At 74.4% G+C, this 19,149-nt stretch carries 13 protein-coding genes; all 13 read right to left on the bottom strand.

All coding sequences use genetic code 11. The annotated features are described in order from the left end of the window. Positions 1–56: 56 nt before the first annotated feature. The 13 genes from pyk to ACFVS0_RS14895 all read right to left on the bottom strand — a co-directional run bounded on the left by pyk (position 57) and on the right by ACFVS0_RS14895 (position 19,074). Positions 57–1,481: a pyruvate kinase gene (gene pyk / locus ACFVS0_RS14955; RefSeq protein ID WP_430551862.1), complete on the bottom strand. Its 1,425-nt coding sequence runs from the start codon at positions 1,479–1,481 to the stop codon at positions 57–59. Positions 1,482–1,574: 93 nt separating this feature from the next. Beyond that, complete coding sequence (locus ACFVS0_RS14950) at positions 1,575–3,041, bottom strand: glutamate synthase subunit beta (RefSeq protein WP_430551861.1); 1,467 nt, start codon at positions 3,039–3,041, stop codon at positions 1,575–1,577. After that, positions 3,034–7,602 (bottom strand): glutamate synthase large subunit, encoded by a 4,569-nt coding sequence (gltB, locus tag ACFVS0_RS14945; protein ID WP_430551860.1) that lies wholly within the window; start codon positions 7,600–7,602, stop codon positions 3,034–3,036. The genes ACFVS0_RS14950 and gltB overlap by 8 nt, the downstream gene beginning before the upstream one ends. Positions 7,603–7,722: 120 nt before the next feature. Then, positions 7,723–8,859 (bottom strand): prolipoprotein diacylglyceryl transferase, encoded by a 1,137-nt coding sequence (gene lgt / locus ACFVS0_RS14940; RefSeq protein WP_430588389.1) that lies wholly within the window; start codon positions 8,857–8,859, stop codon positions 7,723–7,725. Beyond that, positions 8,856–9,716 (bottom strand): tryptophan synthase subunit alpha, encoded by an 861-nt coding sequence (gene trpA / locus ACFVS0_RS14935; RefSeq protein WP_430551858.1) that lies wholly within the window; start codon positions 9,714–9,716, stop codon positions 8,856–8,858. The genes lgt and trpA overlap by 4 nt, the downstream gene beginning before the upstream one ends. Next, on the bottom strand, positions 9,713–11,023 hold the full coding sequence (gene trpB, locus ACFVS0_RS14930) for a tryptophan synthase subunit beta (RefSeq protein WP_430588388.1): 1,311 nt from the start codon (positions 11,021–11,023) through the stop codon (positions 9,713–9,715). The genes trpA and trpB overlap by 4 nt, the downstream gene beginning before the upstream one ends. A 157-nt stretch (positions 11,024–11,180) precedes the next feature. Then, positions 11,181–12,005 (bottom strand): indole-3-glycerol phosphate synthase TrpC, encoded by an 825-nt coding sequence (gene trpC, locus ACFVS0_RS14925; RefSeq protein ID WP_430551856.1) that lies wholly within the window; start codon positions 12,003–12,005, stop codon positions 11,181–11,183. Between the two features lie 174 nt (positions 12,006–12,179). Then, positions 12,180–12,458 carry an HGxxPAAW family protein gene (locus ACFVS0_RS14920; RefSeq protein ID WP_430551855.1) on the bottom strand — a complete coding sequence of 93 codons (279 nt, stop codon included), beginning with the start codon at positions 12,456–12,458 and terminating at the stop codon, positions 12,180–12,182. A 41-nt stretch (positions 12,459–12,499) separates the two neighbouring features. Continuing rightward, positions 12,500–13,249: a Trp biosynthesis-associated membrane protein gene (locus ACFVS0_RS14915; RefSeq protein WP_430588387.1), complete on the bottom strand. Its 750-nt coding sequence runs from the start codon at positions 13,247–13,249 to the stop codon at positions 12,500–12,502. A gap of 2 nt (positions 13,250–13,251) precedes the next feature. Continuing rightward, a complete protein-coding gene (locus tag ACFVS0_RS14910) occupies positions 13,252–14,805 on the bottom strand; it encodes an anthranilate synthase component I (RefSeq protein WP_430563757.1) in 1,554 nt (517 codons plus the stop codon). Between the two features lie 139 nt (positions 14,806–14,944). Next, positions 14,945–15,349 (bottom strand): phosphoribosyl-AMP cyclohydrolase, encoded by a 405-nt coding sequence (gene hisI, locus ACFVS0_RS14905; RefSeq protein ID WP_430551870.1) that lies wholly within the window; start codon positions 15,347–15,349, stop codon positions 14,945–14,947. Positions 15,350–15,421: 72 nt separating this feature from the next. Next, positions 15,422–17,221: an ABC transporter ATP-binding protein gene (locus ACFVS0_RS14900; RefSeq protein ID WP_430588386.1), complete on the bottom strand. Its 1,800-nt coding sequence runs from the start codon at positions 17,219–17,221 to the stop codon at positions 15,422–15,424. Next, positions 17,218–19,074 carry an ABC transporter ATP-binding protein gene (locus ACFVS0_RS14895; protein ID WP_430588391.1) on the bottom strand — a complete coding sequence of 619 codons (1,857 nt, stop codon included), beginning with the start codon at positions 19,072–19,074 and terminating at the stop codon, positions 17,218–17,220. Before ACFVS0_RS14895 ends, ACFVS0_RS14900 begins: the two co-directional genes overlap by 4 nt. Positions 19,075–19,149 lie beyond the last annotated feature (75 nt).

The following is a 19,149-nucleotide window of genomic DNA, read 5'->3' as shown; positions in this document are numbered from 1 at the left end:
GTGCCCCTCGGCGAGAAGCCGAGGGGCACGGGCCGTCGTCGTCGGGCCGTCGGAGGTCAGACGTCGGAGTGGCTGCCGACCTGGTGCACGAGGATCGAGTTCGTCGTGCCGGGCACGCCCACCGGAGCGCCCGAGACGATCACGACGCGGTCGCCGGGCTCGGCGAGCCCGTTGGCACGCAGCGTGGAGTCGACCTGGCCGACCATCGCGTCGACGCTCTCGACCTTCGGCACCTGGTAGGTCGTGGTGCCCCAGGTGAGCGCGAGCACGTTGCGCACGCTCTCCTCCGGCGTGAACGCCAGCAGCGGGATGCCCGACCGCAGGCGCGACATGCGCTTGGCCGAGTCACCCGACTGGGTGAACGTCACGAGGTACTTCACGCCGAGCGTCTCGCCGATCTCGGCGGCCGCCCGGGTGATGACGCCGCCGCGGGTGTGCGGCGAGGAGCCCAGCGGTGCGATCCGCTCGCGGCCCATCTCCTCGGTGGCCTCGATGATCCGGGCCATCGTCTGGACCGTGATGATCGGGTAGTCGCCCACGCTGGTCTCGCCGGACAGCATGACCGCGTCCGCGCCGTCGAGCACCGCGTTGGCGCAGTCGGAGGCCTCGGCACGCGTCGGCGTCGGGCTGGTGGTCATGGACTCCAGCACCTGCGTGGCGACGATGACGGGCTTCGCGTTGCGGCGGGCCAGCTCCACGATGCGCTTCTGCACCAGCGGCACCTGCTCCAGGGGCATCTCCACGGCGAGGTCGCCGCGCGCCACCATGAAGCCGTCGAATGCCGCGACGACCTCCTCCAGGTTCTCGACCGCCTGCGGCTTCTCGATCTTGGCGACGACGGGGACCGTACGGCCCTCCTCCGCCATGATCGCCGCGACGTCGTCGTAGTCCTTCGCGGACCGCACGAACGACAGCGCGATGATGTCCGCGCCCATGCGCAGCGCCCAGCGCAGGTCGTCGGTGTCCTTCTCCGACAGCGCCGGCACGGAGACCGCGACGCCGGGGAGGTTGATGCCCTTGTTGTTCGAGACCGGGCCGGCGACCTCGACGGTCGTCACGACGCGCGGGCCCTCTACGGCCGTGACGCGCACGCGCACCTTGCCGTCGTCGATGAGGAGCGGGTCGCCGACGCGGGCGTCGCCCGCCAGGCCCTTGTGGGTCGTCGAGACGAGCTCCTTGGTGCCCTCCACGTCCTCGGTGGTGATGGTGAACGTGTCACCCTCGTTGAGGAAGTGCTTCTGGTCGCCCGCGAACCGGCCGAGCCGGATCTTCGGGCCCTGGAGGTCGACGAGGACTGCGACGTTGCGGCCGGACTCCTTCGCCGCCTCTCGGACACCGTGGTAGACGGCCTCGTGCTCCGCCTGCTCCCCGTGGCTCCGGTTGATCCGGGCCACGTCCATGCCCGCGTCGACCAGCTCACGGAGCTTGGTCGGGGACGCCGTCGCGGGTCCGATGGTGCACACGATCTTCGCTCTGCGCATGTCTCCAGCCTCGTCGTCGATCCGCCCCGGCGCGAGCCGGGGCGGCGCCCGGGCGCCCGAACGGCCCCGGGTACTGCTTCGTCGTTGTTCTTCTTATCCTCGCAGCGCGACCGTCCGCGGGCCGACCGGCGCGGGCAGCTCGGAGCTGCCCTGCAGGTAGGCGTCCACGGCGGCCGCCGTCGCGCGGCCCTCGGCGATCGCCCAGACGATCAGCGACTGCCCCCGGCCCGCGTCACCCGTCGCGTAGACGCCGGGCAGGCTGGTGGCGTAGTCGTCGCCGCGCCGCACCAGCCCGCGAGTCGTGAGCTCCGCGCCGGTCTGGGTCACCAGCTCGTCGGTCTCCGGGCCGGTGAACCCCATCGCGATGAGGACCAGGTCCGCCGGGATCTCCCGCTCGGTGCCCGCCTTCGGCACCCGCCGGCCGTCCGGCAGGTACTCGGTCTCGGCGACCTTCAGGGCCCGGACGTTCCCGTCCTCGCCGCCCACGAACTCTACCGTCGAGGCCAGGTAGCTGCGCTCCCCGCCCTCCTCGTGGGACGTCGAGACCTCGAAGACGATCGGGTCCGTCGGCCAGGGCTGGCTCGCCGACCGCTCGAGCGGGGGCTGCTTGCCGATCGCCAGGGTGGTGACGCTGGCGGCGCCCTGCCGCAGCGACGTGCCGAGGCAGTCCGAGCCGGTGTCGCCGCCGCCGATGATCACGACGTGCTTGCCCGCGGCCGACGGCGCGCCGTCGACGGGGTTGCCCGCCGCGGCCTTGTTCGCCGGGGTCAGGAAGTCCATCGCGACGTGCACGCCGCCCAGGTCGCGGCCCGGCACCGTGAGCTCGCGCGGCACGGTGGCGCCCGTGGCCAGGACCACGGCGTCGAACCGGCGACGCAGCGCGTCCCAGGTGATGTCGCGCCCGATGGCGACCCCCGGGCGGAAGCGGGTGCCCTCGGCCTCCATCTGCTCGAGTCGACGGTCGATGTGCGTCTTCTCGAGCTTGAAGTCGGGGATGCCGTAGCGCAGGAGCCCGCCGATGGCGTCGTCCCGCTCGTACACGACGACCGTGTGGCCGGCGCGCGTGAGCTGCTGGGCGGCGGCCAGCCCCGCCGGGCCGGAGCCGACGACGGCCACGGTCGAGCCCGTGAGCCGCTGGGGCACCTGCGGCGTCACCAGGCCACGCGCGAACGCCTCGTCGATGATCGAGACCTCGACGTTCTTGATCGTCACGGCGGGCTGGTTGATCCCCAGCACGCAGCTCGTCTCGCACGGGGCCGGGCAGACGCGCCCGGTGAACTCCGGGAAGTTGTTGGTCGCGTGCAGGCGCTCGATCGCGTCGGCCCACTGGTCGCGCCACACCAGGTCGTTCCACTCCGGGATGAGGTTCCCGAGGGGGCAGCCCTGGTGGCAGAACGGGATGCCGCAGTCCATGCAGCGGCCCGCCTGCTCCTTGAGGAACGGCTGCCCGTCCTCGCGGTGGGCGTGCGTGTCCTTCCAGTCACGCAGCCGCACCTCGACGGGGCGGTTCGGCGGCAGCTCGCGCTCCCGCACCTTCAGGAATCCGCGGGGGTCAGCCACGCGCCACCTCCATGATCTGCTCCCACATCGCCGGGTCGAAGTCGTCGCCCTCGCCCAGCGTCTTCCCTGCGGCCTCGGCGTCGGCCAGCGCGGCGCGCACGCGGGCCCAGCCCGCGGGCAGGACGCGCGAGAAACGGGCCCGTGCGCCGTCGTCCTCGAGGAGCTCGGCCGCCACGGGCGAGCCGGTCTCCGCGAGATGCCGCTCCAGCAGGCCGCGCACACGGTCCCAGTCGGCGTCGTCCAGCGCGCCCACCTCGAGCTCGCCGCTCTTCACCGCCTGGATGTTCATCGCGACGTCGCGCAGGTTGAGCACGTACGCCACGCCGCCCGACATGCCGGCGCCGAAGTTGCGGCCGGTGGGGCCGAGCACCAGCACCGTCCCGCCGGTCATGTACTCGCAGCCGTGGTCGCCCACGCCCTCGGTCACCAGCGTCGCACCGGAGTTGCGCACGGCGAAGCGCTCGCCCACGCGGCCCCGCAGCAGGATCTCGCCCGACGTCGCGCCGTAGCCGATGACGTTGCCCGCCACGACGTTCGCGGCGCCCTCGAGCACCGCCGACCGGTCGGGACGCACGACGATGCGCCCGCCCGACAGGCCCTTGCCGACGTAGTCGTTGGCGTCGCCGTACAGGCGCAGCGTGACGCCGCGCGGCAGGAACGCCCCGAGCGACTGGCCGGCCGAGCCCGTGAGGGTCACGTCGATCGTGTCGTCGGGCAGACCGGCACCGCGGTACCGCTTGGTCACCTCGTGACCGAGCATCGTGCCGACCGTGCGGTTGACGTTGCGCACCGGCACCTCGATCCGCACGGGGAGCGCGTCCTCGAGCGCGGGGCGCGCCTTCTCGATCAGCTGGTTGTCCAGCGCCTTGGCCAGGCCGTGGTCCTGCGTGGCCACCTGGTGCAGCGTGGTGCCCGGCACTGCCTCGGGCGCGGCGAGCACCGGCGCGAGGTCCAGGCCCTGCGCCTTCCAGTGGTCGACGGCCTTGCGCGTGTCGAGGGCCTCGACGTGCCCGACGGCCTCCTCGATCGACCGGAAGCCGAGCGAGGCGAGGTGCTCGCGCACCTCCTGCGCGATGAACTCGAAGAAGTTCACGACGAACTCCGGCTTGCCCGTGAACCGCTTGCGCAGCTCCGGGTTCTGCGTCGCCACGCCGACCGGGCACGTGTCCAGGTGGCAGACCCGCATCATGACGCAGCCCGAGACGACCATCGGCGCGGTCGCGAAGCCGAACTCCTCGGCCCCGAGCAGCGCCGCCACGACGACGTCGCGGCCGGTCTTCATCTGCCCGTCGACCTGCACGACGATGCGGTCGCGCAGGTTGTTGAGCACGAGCGTCTGCTGGGTCTCGGCGAGGCCGATCTCCCACGGCGTGCCCGCGTGCTTGAGCGACGTCAGCGGGCTCGCGCCCGTGCCCCCGTCGTGACCGGAGATGAGCACGACGTCCGCGTGCGCCTTGGACACGCCCGTCGCCACGGTGCCGACGCCGAACTCGGAGACGAGCTTGACGTGCACGCGCGCGGCCGGGTTGGCGTTCTTGGCGTCGTGGATGAGCTGCGCCAGGTCCTCGATCGAGTAGATGTCGTGGTGCGGCGGCGGCGAGATGAGCCCCACGCCGGGCGTCGAGTGCCGGGTCTTGGCGACCCACGGGTACACCTTGGGCCCGGGCAGCTGACCGCCCTCGCCGGGCTTGGCGCCCTGGGCGAGCTTGATCTGGATGTCGTCGGCGTTGGTCAGGTACTCGCTCGTCACGCCGAACCGGCCCGACGCGATCTGCTTGACCCGCGAGCGGCGCTCCGGGTCGTACAGGCGCTCCGGGTCCTCGCCGCCCTCACCGGTGTTGGACCGGCCGCCGAGCCGGTTCATGGCGATCGCGAGGGTCTCGTGCGCCTCCGCGGAGATCGACCCGTACGACATCGCGCCGGTGTTGAACCGCTTGACGATCTCCTCGACCGACTCGACCTCGTCGATCGGCACCGGCTCGCGGTCCGGGGTGAAGCGCAGCAGGCCGCGCAGCGTCATGAGGCGACGGGACTGCTCGTCCACGCGCCGCGTGTACTGGCGGAAGATGTCCATCCGCCCGGTGCGGGTGGCGTGCTGGAGGCGGAAGACCGTCTCGGGGTCGAAGAGGTGCTCCTCCCCGTCCCGGCGCCACTGGTACTCGCCGCCGCTGGTCAGCCGCTGGTGCGCCGCGTGGTTGCCCGACGCCGGGTACGCCTCCGCGTGCCGCGCCGCGACCTCGGCCGCGATGACGTCCAGGCCGATGCCGGCCAGACGGCTCGTCGTGCCGGTGAAGTAGTCCTCGACGAGCTCGTGGGATAGCCCGACGGCCTCGAAGATCTGGGCGCCGCGGTACGACATGATCGTCGAGATGCCCATCTTGCTCATCACCTTGAGCACGCCCTTGCCGAGCGCGGTGATGAGGTTGGCGACCGCCTTCTCCGGCGTGACGGCGAGGTAGCCGCGCAGGGCGAGGTCCTCGACCGTCTCCATGGCGAGGTACGGGTTCACCGCGGCGGCGCCGTACCCGATCAGGAGCGCGACGTGGTGCACCTCCCGCACGTCGCCCGCCTCCACGACGAGCGAGATCCGGGTGCGGGTGCCCTGCCGCAGCAGGTGGTGGTGCACGGCGCTGGTCAGCAGCAGCGACGGGATCGGCGCGAGCTCCGAGTCGGAGTCGCGGTCGGACAGGACGACGTGCGTCACCCCGGCCGCGATGTCCGCGTCCACCTGGGCGAAGATCTCCTCGAGGCGGGCCTGCAGCGCCTTGCCGCCGCCGGACACCTCGTAGAGGCCGCGCACGATGCCGGCGCGGAACTCGCCCTCCAGCCGCGGGTCCCGGTCGATGCGCACGATCTTGGCGAGCTCGTCGTTGTCGAGCACCGGGAACGGCAGGTCGAGCTTGCGGGCGTGGCTCGCGACCTCCTCGAGGAGGTTCGGCTCGGGGCCGATCGTGCTGTCGATCGCCGTGACGAGCTGCTCGCGGATGGAGTCCAGCGGCGGGTTCGTCACCTGGGCGAACATCTGCGTGAAGTAGTCGAACAGCAGCCGCGGCCGGCTCGACAGCACGGCGATCGGCGTGTCCGAGCCCATGGCCCCGAGCGCCTCCGCGGCGGTGTCGGCCATCGGCGTGAGGAGGATCTTCAGCTCCTCGGTGGTGTACCCGAACGCGCGCTGCCGCCGCTGGACGGACGCGGGCGAGTGCGCGACGTGCTCGCGCTCCGGCAGCGAGTCCAGCGTGATCGTGTTGCCGGCGATCCACTCGCCGTACGGCCGCTGGGCGGCGAGCTGCGACTTGAGCTCGTCGTCCTCCACGATCCGGCCCTGCTCCGTGTCGACGAGGAACATGCGCCCCGGCTCGAGGCGCCCCTTGCGCACGATCGTCGCGGGGTCGAGGTCCAGGACGCCGGCCTCCGACGCGAGCACGACGAGGCCGTCCTCCGTGACCCAGTAGCGGCCCGGACGCAGGCCGTTGCGGTCGAGGACGGCGCCGATGAGGGTGCCGTCGGTGAACGTGAGGCAGGCGGGCCCGTCCCACGGCTCCATGAGGTTCGCGTGGTACTGGTAGAACGCGCGCCGGGCCGGGTCCATCTCGGCGTGGTTCTCCCACGCCTCCGGGACCATCATCAGCACGGCGTGCGGCAGCGAGCGGCCGGACAGGTGCAGCAGCTCCAGCACCTCGTCGAAGCTGGCCGAGTCGCTCGACCCCTCGGTGCACACGGGCAGCAGCGGCGCCAGGTCGCCGAGCACCTCGCTGGCCATGGTGCTCTCGCGGGCGGCCATCCAGTTGCGGTTGCCCCGCACGGTGTTGATCTCGCCGTTGTGCGCCACGAGCCGGAACGGCTGCGCCAGCGGCCACGACGGGAACGTGTTCGTGGAGAACCGGGAGTGGACCAGCGCGATCTCCGACGCGTAGCGCGGGTCGCTCAGGTCGGGGAAGAACGGCTCGAGCTGCGCCGTCGTGAGCATGCCCTTGTACGTGAGGGTGCGGCTCGACAGCGAGGCGAGGAACAGGTCGAGCTCGTTCTGCGCGCGCTTGCGCAGGCGGTAGGTGCGCCGGTCGAGCTCGAGCCCCGACAGCTCGCGCGACGGGTCCGCCACGACGACCTGCCGGAACAGGGGCATCGAGGCGCGCGCCGTCGGGCCGACCAGGTCGGCCGTGACCGGCACGTCGCGCCAGGCGAGGACGTCGAGCTTCTCCTCCGCGGCGATCGCCTCGAACCGGCGGGCGGCCGCGTCGGCCTCCGCGACGGCCTGAGGCAGGAACGCCATGCCGATCGCGTAGTGGCCGGCGGGCGGGAGCTCGGCGGCGACGACGTCACGGACGAAGGCGTCCGGGATCTGCGTGAGGATCCCGGCCCCGTCCCCGCTGTTCTCCTCCGCACCGACCGCTCCGCGGTGGTCGAGGTTCAACAGTGCGGTCAGGCCCGCGTCCACGATGTCGCGGCCGGGCGTCCCGCGCAGGGTCGCGACGAACGCGACACCGCACGCGTCGTGCTCGGACGCGGGGTCGTAGAGGCCCTGGGCCGAGGGCCGCGCGACCCGATGCTGCGGCGTGGTCATCAACACCGTCCTCCTGCACGCCCGCACGCGGGCGCGTCATGCTCAAAGGTGGTCGGGACATCGTCGGCCCGTCGGAAACATAGGCGGCCCCGCCCGGGTGGTGCCCCGGTCGGAGTCGCCTCAGGCGCGGTCGGTCGGTCCCTGGTCGGGACCGGGTCCTTGCGCGTCCGCACGGTGCGGTCCGCCGCCGCTGTCGCGGCCGTCGTCCCGGCCGGAGGCGCCTGCGGCGGCCCCGGCGTGCGCGGTGCTCATGGTGTCAAGCTCAGTGTCGGGCTCAGTGTCGGGCTCGGGGTCGTGCCCCGTGTCCTGCCCGGTGTCCTGCTCGGCGTCGACCCGGTCGTCCCGGGACCGACGGTCCTCCTCCTGCCGGTCGCGGCTGCGGCCGGGCAGCTCCACCCCGTCCTCACGCTCCGGGTAGCGCCTGCCGATGACGACGAAGGCGACGAGGGCACCGAGGCCCACGACGATCGACGTCCACACGTTCAGACGCAGCCCGAGCACGTGCTCGGCGGTGTCGATGCGGAGCATCTCGATCCACACCCTGCCCAGAGTGTAGAGCGCGACGTAGGCCCAGAATACCCGCCCATGACCGAGCCTGTACCGGCGGTCGAGCCAGACGAGAAGTGCGGCCGCCCCGAGGTTCCAGAGCAGCTCGTACAGGAACGTGGGGTGGAACAGGGTCCCCGCCGCGAACGCCGTGCCGGTGTCCGCGTTGAGCCGCTCGATCACGGCCGGGGAGACCTCGAGACCCCACGGCAGCGTCGTGGGGGCGCCGAACAGCTCCTGGTTGAACCAGTTGCCCAGGCGTCCGATCGCCTGCGCGACGAGGAGCCCGGGTGCGAGCGCGTCCGCGAACGAGCTCAGCCGCACGCCCTTGCGGCGGCAGCCGATCCAGGCGCCGACGGCGCCGAGCGCCACCGCGCCCCAGATCCCGAGGCCGCCCTCCCAGACGTACAGGGCGCGCACGGGGTCCCCGCCCTCGCCCCAGTACGGCTCGGGCGTGCTGATCACGTGGTAGAGCCGGCCACCGACGATGCCGAACGGGACGGCCCAGAACGCGATGTCGAGGACGTCGTCCGCGTCCCCGCCCCGGGCGACCCAGCGTTTGGTGGTGATCCAGATCGCGACCGCGATACCGGCCAGGATGGCCAGCGCGTAGGCGCGGAGCGGCACCGGGCCGAGGTACCACGTGTGCTGCGACGGGCTCGGGATCGCCGCCTGCACCGACGCCGCGGACGCCAGCAGGGTCGCGCTCACGCGCCCTCCCCCGGCCCCCCGCGGGCACGGCGCACGCCGTCGGCGAGGTCCGTCACGGTCGCCCGCAGCGTGTCGAGCCGGTCGGACCACGGACGGTCGGCGAGCAGCGGGCGCACGAGCGCCGAGCCGACGATGACGCCGTCGGCGAACCGGCCCACCTCGGCGGCCTGGTCGCCGGACGAGACGCCGAGCCCGACGCACACGTGGTCGGCGCCCGCCGCCCGGGTGTCGGCGACGAGCTGCTCGGCCCTGTCGCCCACCTGGTCGCGCGTGCCGGTCACGCCCATCGTCGACGCCGCGTAGACGAAGCCCCGCGACGCGCGGGCGGTCAGCGCCAGGCGCTCGGGCGTCGAGCTCGGCGCGACGAGGAACACGCGGTCGAGGCCGTGCTCCTGCGACGCCGCGATCCAGTCCGCGCCTTCGTCGGGGATGAGGTCGGGGGTGATGAGACCGGCGCCCCCGGCGGCCGCGAGGTCGCGCGCGAACGCGTCCACCCCGTAGCGCAGCACCGGGTTCCAGTACGTCATCACGAGGGCGGGCACGCGCCCGCCCGAGTGCTCGGCGACGGCCTCGACGACGCGCAGCACGTCGCGGACCCGGGTGCCGGCGGCGAGTGCGGCCTCCGCGGCGCGCTGGATCACCGGTCCGTCCATCACCGGGTCGGTGTACGGCACGCCGATCTCGACGACGTCGGCGCCCGCGTCCACGGTCGCCAGGACGGCCTCGATCGAGCGCTCGACGTCCGGGAACCCGACGGGCAGGTAGGCGACGAGTGCGCCGCGGCCCTCGTCGCGCAGGGCGTCGAGGCGCGCGCCGGTGGTCGACGTCGCCGCCGGAGTGGTGTCGGTCGTGGTCACTGGTCCCCCTCCGCCGTGTCGTCCGTCCGGTCCTCGTCGAGCAGCCCGAACCACCGCGCCGCGGTGGCCACGTCCTTGTCCCCGCGACCCGACAGGTTCACCAGGATCACCTGGCCGGGACGACCGGCCTCGGCCGCCTCGCGACCCAGCCGTACGGCTCCGGCGAGCGCGTGCGCGGACTCGATCGCCGGGATGATCCCCTCGGTGCGGCACAGGAGCCGGAAGGCCTCCATGGCCTCGTCGTCCGTCACGGGCTCGTACGTGGCGCGCCCCAGGTCGTGCAACCACGAGTGCGCGGGCCCGACGCTCGGGTAGTCCAGCCCGGCCGAGACCGAGTGGCTCGGCAGCGTCTGGCCGTCGTCGTCCTGCAGTAGGTAGGAGCGGGCGCCGTGCAGCACGCCCGGGGCCCCGCCGGAGAAGCGGGCCGCGTGCCGGCCGGACTCGATGCCCTCGCCCCCGGCCTCGAAGCCGTGCAGCGACACCCCCTCGTCGTCGAGGAAGGCGTTGAAGATGCCGAGCGCGTTCGACCCGCCGCCCACGCACGCCGCGACGGCGTCCGGCAGCCGGCCGATGCGCTCGAGGATCTGCTCGCGCGCCTCCTCGCCGATGATGCGGTGGAACTCGCGGACCATCTCCGGGAACGGGTGCGGGCCCGTGACCGTGCCGAGCAGGTAGTGCGTGGAGTCGACGTTCGCGACCCAGTCGCGCAGCGCCTCGTTGATCGCGTCCTTGAGGGTGCGCGAGCCGATCTTCACGGGCACGACCTCGGCGCCCAGCAGCCGCATCCGGGCGACGTTCAGCGCCTGACGCTGCGTGTCCTCCTCGCCCATGTAGACGACGCACTCGAGGTCGAGCAGGGCGGCCGCGGTCGCGGTGGCCACGCCGTGCTGCCCGGCCCCGGTCTCGGCGATCACCCGCGTCTTGCCCATGCGCTTGACCAGCAGGGCCTGGCCGAGGACGTTGTTGATCTTGTGGGACCCCGTGTGGTTGAGGTCCTCGCGCTTGAGGAACACCCGGTGACCGGCCTCGGCGCCCCCGCAGTGCTCCGCGAAGCGCGGCACCTCGGTGAGCGGCGAGGGACGCCCGGTGTACTCCCGGTGCAGGCGTGCCAGCTCGTCCGTGAACGCCGGGTCGCCGAGCGCCTTGCGGTACTCGGTCTCCAGCTCGTCGAGCGCGGCGATGAGGGCCTCGGGCACGAAGCGGCCGCCGAACTGGCCGAAGTAGGGGCCTTCGACGTCCGCGAGCCGCCCGAGCACCTGGTGCGCCAGGGTCTCGGTCAGGGCCTCCCGTACGGGCTGGTCGGGCACGGGTCCTCCGTCTCTCGTCGGCACCGCTCGGCGCTCTGCACGAGGGGTCGTCAGAGGGTACCGGTCGCCCGGGCCTCCGCCGCCCGCCGTCCAGGACGCGTCGGGATGGTGTGCCGTGTGTGGTGTTGTGCCGTGGTCGTGCGACGTGCTGCGGTGGTTACGGCTGGGCCGCCGGGCGGACCGACCACAGCGCGGGGTGCTGCCCGGCCGCGACCAGGTCGGCCACCGACCGGCGCGGGGCGCCGTCGGTCACGAGCGCCTCGCCGACCAGCACGGCGTGCGCGCCGGACCGGGCGTAGTCGAGGACGTCGTGCGGGCCGCGGACGCCGGACTCGGCGACGCGGACGACGTCGTCGGGGATGAGCGGGGCGAGGCGCGCGAAGGTCGTGCGGTCCACCTCGAGCGTCTTGAGGTCGCGGGCGTTCACGCCCACCACGCGCGCCCCGGCGTCGAGGGCGCGACGCACCTCGTCGTCGGTGTGGGCCTCGACCAGCGCCGTCATGCCGAGCGAGTGCACCCGCTCGATCAGGGACGTCAGCACGGTCTGCTCCAGGGCCGCGACGATGAGCAGCACGAGGTCCGCCCCGTGGGCCCGCGCCTCCCACACCTGGTACGGCGTGACGACGAAGTCCTTGCGCAGCACGGGCACGTCCACGCGGGCGCGGACGGCGTCCAGGTCGGCGAGCGAGCCGCCGAACCGTCGCTGCTCCGTGAGCACGGAGATCGCGCTGGCCCCGCCGCTGGCGTACTCCTCGGCCAGCGCCGCGGGGTCGGAGATCGACGCCAGGTTGCCCTTGCTGGGGCTGGATCGCTTCACCTCCGCGATCACGGCGACGCGATCCTCCGAGAGCAGCCGGCCGCAGCACTCGAGCGCGCCCGGCACGCGCGCCGCGCGCTCCTTGAGCTCGTCGAGCGACGTCCGCGCCTGGCGTACCGCGAGGTCCTCACGGACCCCCGCGACGATGTCCTCCAGGACCGTCATGGTCTGCCTCCCCGTCCCCTGACGCCGCACCGACGTCTGCCTGCCATCGTAGGCCCGTCCGCGGGACGGCCCGGACACGTCTCCGAGCGTGAGACGACGACGGCGGGCCCCCGTGGGTCGGGGGCGCGCCGTCCTCGTGCCGGCGGGCGGGCGGAGCCGCCGCCGGGAGGAAGCTCAGTGGCCGGAAGGAGCCCGGCGCGGCGTCACGCCGTCCTTCGGCTGTCCGAGGCCCATGTTGCGCAGCACGAGGCCGAGCACGAGCGAGGCGGCCACGATCACGGCACCGACCCAGACCACCGCGTCCGGGACCGGGGGCAGCATCCCGACGGCGCCGACGGCCACGCCCAGCATGATGCCGATCATCGCCGTCCACGCGGCGGTCGTGTGGCCGTGGTTGGTCGGCGGGACGGCCGGGGGCAGGTAGGCGACCTCGGCGTTGCGGTTCTCGGTCATGGGAATGTGATGCCCTTTCGTGACGTGGTGCGCGGTCCAGCCTAGCGGTCCGCGGACGGGTCGGTTCCCCGGGAGAGCGCGTCCCAGGCGTCGTGGGGGTCGTGCTGACCAGGCGCGTCGGGGTCGTCCCCCGACGGCGTCGCCTCGGCGCTCGGGGCGCTGCCGCCCGCGCCGGGTGCGGCATCGGCGCGCTCGTGCCGCCCGGAGGTGGCTCCCCAGGCGGGCGCGCCCGCCGCCGCGAGCGCGGCGACGAGCACCGCCGCCGCGCCGAGCACCGCGGTCAGCCAGGGCCACACGGCGACGGAGACGGGCGACGTGAGGTCCGTCACGCCGGCGGTCGCCGACGCGCCCGACGTCGCGGCGGGCAGCGGGTCGAGCAGCACGGCCGCCGCCGAGGCGGTGGCCAGGGCGCCCGCGAGCGCGACGACGACCAGCGCGACCCAGCGCGCCACGCGGCCCGCGATGGCGAGGGCGACGCCGCCCGCCACCACCACGAGCGCGGCGGCGCCCACGGCGGGCGCCGCCGTCGTGCCCGTGACCGCGACGTCGACCGTCGGCTCGAGGGCCGTCGACACCGTCGTGCTCACCCAGGTCGGCGACGCCGTCGCGAGGGTGAGCCCGCCGACCGCCACCACCGACCACACCGCCCGCGACCGCGCGCGCAGCGGCCCGCGGCCCAGCGGGCGACCGCCGTCGCCCTCGTGCGTGCCGTCCTGGGTGCCGTCGTGCGCGGCCCGTGCCCTGTCGTCGTCCATGTCCGCCTGCCCGTCCGTCGTGCTGGTCCGTGCCACGCTCAGAGCGCCCGGAACCGCGCGGCCAGCTGCACCGCGCGCACCGCCGCGGCCGCCTTGTTGCGCGACTCCTCGTACTCGAGAGCCGGCACCGAGTCGGCGACGATGCCGCCACCGGCCTGCACCCACGCCTTGCCGTCGCGGATGCACGCGGTGCGGATCGCGATGGCCATGTCCATGTTGCCGCCGAAGTCGAAGTAGCCCACGGTGCCGCCGTAGATCCCGCGGGACGCGGGCTCCAGCTCGTCGATCAGGGCGATGGCACGCGGCTTGGGAGCCCCCGAGAGGGTGCCGGCGGGGAACGTCGCGCGCAGGGTGTCGAGCGCCGTCGCGCCCTGTCGCAGGCGGCCCACCACGGTGGAGCACAGGTGCATGATGTGGCTGAACCGGCGGGTGGCCATGAACTCGACCACCTCGACCGACGTCGGCTCGCAGACCTTGACCAGGTCGTTGCGCGACAGGTCGACGAGCATGAGGTGCTCGGCGCGCTCCTTGGGGTCGGCGAGGAGCTCCTCGCCGAACGCCACGTCCTCCTCGACGGTCGCGCCGCGCGGCCGCGAGCCGGCGATCGGGTACGTCGTGACGTGCCCGTCCGTCACCTTCACCAGGGTCTCGGGGCTGGAGCCGACGACGGAGAGGTCGCGCCCGTCGGGGCCGGTGAGCCGGAAGTAGTACATATACGGGCTCGGGTTGATGGTGCGCAGCGCGCGGTACACGTCCAGCGGCGCGGCCGGGCAGTCCAGGCCGAGGCGCTGCGACAGCACCACCTGGAACACCTCGCCGTCGCGGATCGCCTCCTGCCCGGTGCGCACGGCGGCCTCGAACTCCTCGCGCGTGGAGCGGAACTCCAGGGCGGGCTCGGTCACCTCGTCCGGCCCGCGCAGCACCGTCGGCTGCGGCGGGGCCGGCGTGGCCAGCCGCGCCTGCATCGCGTCGAGGCGGGCGACGGCGTCGGCGTGCGCCTCGTCGACCCGCTCGTCGGTGCCGTCGCCGTTGATGGCGTTGGCGATGAGCCAGGCGCTGCCCGTGTGGTGGTCGACCGCCACGAGGTCCGTGGCGAGGCTCAGCGCCACCTCCGGCACGCCGAGCTCGTCGGGGGCGTTCGCGGGCAGCGTGGGCTCCCAGTGGCGCACCACGTCCCAGCCGAGCGCGCCGGTCAGCCCGCCCGTCAGCGGGGGCAGTCCCTCGATCGGCGGCGTGCGCAGCGCCTCCAGCGCCGCGCCGAGCACCTCGACGACGTCGCCCTCGAGCGGGATGCCCGCCGGGACGTCGCCGTGCCACACGGCGCGCCCGTCGGACGCCGTGAGGGTGGCGCGCGAGTCGACGCCCACGAACGACCAGCGCGACCAGCCGCCGGACGACTCCGCCGACTCGAGCACGAAGGTGCCCGGGCGGTCCTGGGCGAGCGTCCGGTACAGGCCGACCGGCGTGACGTCGTCCGCCAGCACGCGCCGGACCACGGGGATCACCCGGCGGTCGGCGGCCAGCTCGCGGAACGTCCCGAGACCCGGCCACGTCGCGCCCCACGCCAGGTCCTGCTCCGACGGGCCCGCCACGGGGGCGGTGCGCGGGGCGGGGTGGGGCTGCGCGACGGTGGGCGTGGTCACCGGTCCTCCTGAGGATCGTCGGGCTGTACGTGGGTGGTCGGGCTTGGGCGGTGCGGCGCGTGGTGCGCCGCCGGTGGCGAGGGCGCGGTCAGGCGGCAGGCGCGTCGGGGCCGACGACGGCCCCCAGGTCGCCGCCCGCCTCGAAGCAGGTGCGCGAGCCGGTGTGGCACGCGGCGCCCACCTGGTGGACGCGCACGAGCAGGGCGTCGCCGTCGCAGTCCAGCGCGACGGACCGGACGAGCTGGACGTGCCCGGACGTGTCGCCCTTGCGCCAGTACTCCTCGCGCGACCGGCTCCAGAACGTCACGCGGCCCTCGGTGAGGGTGCGGCGCAGGGCCTCGTCGTCCATCCAGCCGAGCATGAGCACCTCGCCGGTGTCGTGCTGCTGCACGACCGCGGCGACGAGGCCGTGCTCGTCCCGCTTGAGCCGGTCGGCGATCGCGGGGTCGAGCGCGGGGTCGAGAGCAGCCCCGGGCAGGGAGGCGTCGGTCAGATCGGGCACCTGTGCATCTTCCCACGGCGCGGCGGGGCGCGGGGCGCACCGTCCGCCCCGTCGGCACGCCCGTCAGCGGGTCTGGGCCACCCAGCTCGCGTGCATCCGCGCGTAGACGCCGCCCGCGGCCGCCAGCTCCGCGTGCCCGCCGACCTCGACCACGCGCCCGTCGTCGACGACGACCACGAGGTCGCTCGCCTCCGCCGTCGAGAGCCGGTGGGCGATGGTGAGGGTCGACCTCCCGGACGTGAGCGAGTCCAGCGCCCGCGCGATCCGCACCTCGGCGGCGGGGTCGACGGCCGAGGTGGCCTCGTCCAGCACCAGCAGGTCGGGGGCGGCCAGGTAGGCGCGCGCGATGGCGACCAGCTGCCGCTCCCCCGCGCTCAGCGCCTCGCCACGCTGGCCGACGGGCGTGTCCAGGCCCTGCGGCAGCCCCGCCACCCAGTCGGTGAGGCCGAGGGCGTCCACGGCCCCCGCGACGCGGGCCCTGGTCTCGCGCGGGTCGGACGGCGGCTCGGGGCGCAGCCCGTAGGCGACGTTCTGCTCCACCGTGCCGTCGAAGAGGAAGCCCTCCTGCGGCACGAGGACGACCCGCTCGCGCAGCGAGGCGAGCGTGAGGCGGCGCAGGTCGACGCCGTCGAGCAGCACCGCCCCGGCCGTCGGGTCCATGAGGCGGGCGACCAGCTTGGCGACCGTGGTCTTGCCCGATCCCGTGCGCCCGACGACGGCGACCTTGCGGCGTGCGGGCAGCTCGAGGTCCACCCCGTGCAGCACCTCGGGCCCGTCCGGATAGGCGAACCGCACCCCGCGCAGCGTCACCGTGGCCGGGCCCCGGGGGCTCGCCGTCGCGTCGTCGGCGTCCGCCACGTCGAGGGGCGTCTCCAGCACGGCGAGCACGCGCCGCCAGCCCGCGACGGCGTTCTGCAGCTCGTTGAGGATCTCGGTGGCCTGCTGCACCGGACCGGTGAAGAGCTGCACGAGGAACAGGAACGCGACGACCTGGCCCGCGGTCAGGCCGCCGCCGACGCCGAGCAGCGTGCCCACCACGACGACCACGGCGAGCACCAGGTTGGCGACGAGCACGCCGCTCGAGAACACCGACGAGACGAGGAGCTGGGCGCGGGCCTGCGTGGCGCGAGTCCTCTCGACGGCCGCGTCGACCCGGCGCCCGGTCCGCGCGGCCACGCCGTACGCCCGCACCGTCTCGGCGCCCACCACGGCCTCGGAGATCGCGCCGAGCATCGCGCCGACCGCCTGCCGCACCGCCGCGTAAGCGCGGTTCACCGTGCCCTGCGCGCGCCGCAGCACCAGGAACAGCGGCACGAAGCACGCCCAGACCACCAGCGTGAGCTGCCACGAGTACACGGCCATGAGGGCGGTGGCCACGAGCACCTGCAAGGTCGAGACGAGCAGCTGGATGCCGCCCCACTGCACGAACAGCGAGATCGTGTCGACGTCGGAGGTCACGCGGGACACGAGCGCGCCGCGGCGCTCGGTGCCCTGCGCCAGGGTGGACAGGTCGTGCACGTGCCGGAACGCCTGCACCCGCAGCGCGGCGAGCCCCGCCTCGGTACGGCGGAAGAGACGCACGTTGACGACGGCGGTGCACAGCCCCGCCACGACGACGGCGCCCGCCGCGAGCCCGGTCAGCAGCGCCACCCGGCCCGCGTCGGGCCCGCCGCCGGCGAGGATGCCGTCGTCGATCGTGCGCTGCACCGCGACCGGCACGACGACCCGGCCCGCGGCCGCCAGCACGGCGAGCGCGAGCGTGAGCCACAGGCCGTCCACGATCTGCGGCGAGATCTGCACGCCCCGCCGGAGCGTGGCGAGGACGCCCAGCTCGCTGGCGGCGGCGATGCGTGTCGCGCTCACCGTGTCCCCTCCCGCTCCTCGACGTCCGTCCCGGGCTCCGGCTCGGCCTCCGGCAGCCGCTCCCCCGCGGCCGCCTCGTCGGCGAGCTCGCGCGCCCGACGCTCCGTCTCCCGCTCGTACGCCGTGGCGAGCGCGCGGTACCCGGGGTCGCGCGCCAGCAGGTCCGCGTGCGGCCCGACGTCGACGACACGGCCGCCCTCGAGGTGCACGACGACGTCCGCGAGGGCGACCGACGACATGCGGTAGGCGACCATCACGACGGTCGTGCCCCGTGCCTCTCCCCGGCCGTCGCCGCGCGCCGACGCGAGGGACCCGAGGATCTCCGCCTCGACGCGCGGGTCGACGGCCGAGGTGGCGTCGTCGAGCACGAGCAGCCGGGGGCGGCGGACCAGCGCCCGGGCGACGGCGAGTCGCTGGCGCTGCCCGCCGGACAGGTTGGCGCCGCGCTCGCCCAGGGGCGCGTCGAGCCCGCCGGGCAGCGCGCGCACGACGTCGTCGACGCGCGCGACGCGCAACGCCTCCCAGACCTCGGCGTCGTCCGGCACGCCGTCGTCGCCGGGGTCGGCGAGGGTCACGTTGGCGCGCACCGTGTCCTCGAAGACGAACGTCTGCTGCGTCACGAGCGCGACCTGCGCGGGCACCTCGCCCGCGGCGAGGTCGCGCACGTCCGCGCCGTCCAGCAGCACCCGGCCGCGGCTCGGGTCGCTGAGTCGCGCGAGCAGCGACACGAGGGTCGTCTTGCCCGCGCCGGTGCTGCCCACCACGGCCACGGTGGTCCCGGGCGCGACGTCGAGGTCGACGGCGTCGAGCAGGGTGACCGTGGTGCCGGCCGCCGGCACCACCACCCCGACGCCCTCGAGACGGACCGCCAGGCCGCCCGCCGCGCGCGGGAGCGCCCGCGTGCCCGGCAGCAGCGTCGACGGGGCGTCGAGGATGCCCGCGATCCGGTCGTACCCGACGAGGGCGCGCGGCAGCTCGCCGAGCACCCAGCCGAACGCGCGCACCGGCACGGCCATGACCGTCAGGAGGTAGGCGGCCGTCACGACGTCGCCCGCGTCGACCGCCCCGGTCGACGCCCGCCAGGTGCCCACGCCCAGCACGGCCAGCGTGCCCAGGGAGGGCAGCAGCTCGATGACCGGGTCGAAGACGGCCCGCACGGTGCCGACGCGGACGTTCGCGGCACGCAGCGCGTCGGTGCGCTCGGCGAACCGGCGCTCCTCGCGGTCGGCGGTGCCCAGCGACGTCACGAGCAGGGCGCCCTCGAACGACTCGTGCGCGACGTCGGCCACCTCGGCCCGCAGCTGCTGCGCGCGCGTGACGGCGGGCGTCATGTGGCGCTGGAAGACGACGTTCGCGGCGATCGCGGCCGGCACGACCAGGAGGGCCGCGACCGCCAGCCACACGTCCACCGCGAGCAGCGTCCCCGCCGCGACGCCGATCATCACCACGACACCGAGCGCGAAGGGCAGGGGGTTGAAGACACCGGTGGCGGCCTCGACGTCGGCGCTCGCCGCGGACAGCAGCCGGCCGGCCGGGTGCGCGCGGTGCCAGGAGACCGGCAGGCGCAGGTACTGGTGGGACAGCCCGCGCCGGTGGTGCGCCTGGATCGCCGCGAAACCGTAGCCGGCCCAGATGCGCCGCCCGGCGACGCCGAGGGCGAGCGTGAGCGCCACCGCGGCGAGCACGAGCCCCGCGACCCAGACGCGCGAGCGCGCGTCCGGGTCGCCCGCGATCGCCGGGACGACGACCGCGTCGGTGGCCCAGCCGACGGCCCGGCTCACCGCGACCGTGGCGGCGCCGAACACGGCGGACGCGCCCACGGCCAGCACGTACAGCCGCGGCTCGGAGCGCATGCCGCGCCAGACGAGCGTCGCCGAGCGGCGGAGCCTCGACCCGGTGAGAGCGGTCGTCACGGCTCCGCTCGTCGT

Origin of the sequence: Isoptericola sp. NPDC058082 (assembly GCF_042885055.1) — a bacterium.
Taxonomy (GTDB): domain Bacteria; phylum Actinomycetota; class Actinomycetes; order Actinomycetales; family Cellulomonadaceae; genus Isoptericola.
This window is presented reverse-complemented; position numbering and strand designations above follow the sequence as displayed.

Excerpts from the sequence above, each read along its gene's own strand:
- pyk (WP_430551862.1), bottom strand. The coding sequence starts at position 1,481 with ATGCGCAGAGCGAAGATCGTGTGCACCATCGGACCCGCGACGGCGTCC.
- gltB (WP_430551860.1), bottom strand. The coding sequence starts at position 7,602 with ATGACCACGCCGCAGCATCGGGTCGCGCGGCCCTCGGCCCAGGGCCTC.
- trpC (WP_430551856.1), bottom strand. The coding sequence starts at position 12,005 with ATGACGGTCCTGGAGGACATCGTCGCGGGGGTCCGTGAGGACCTCGCG.
- ACFVS0_RS14920 (WP_430551855.1), bottom strand. The coding sequence starts at position 12,458 with ATGACCGAGAACCGCAACGCCGAGGTCGCCTACCTGCCCCCGGCCGTC.
- ACFVS0_RS14895 (WP_430588391.1), bottom strand. The coding sequence starts at position 19,074 with ATGCGCTCCGAGCCGCGGCTGTACGTGCTGGCCGTGGGCGCGTCCGCC.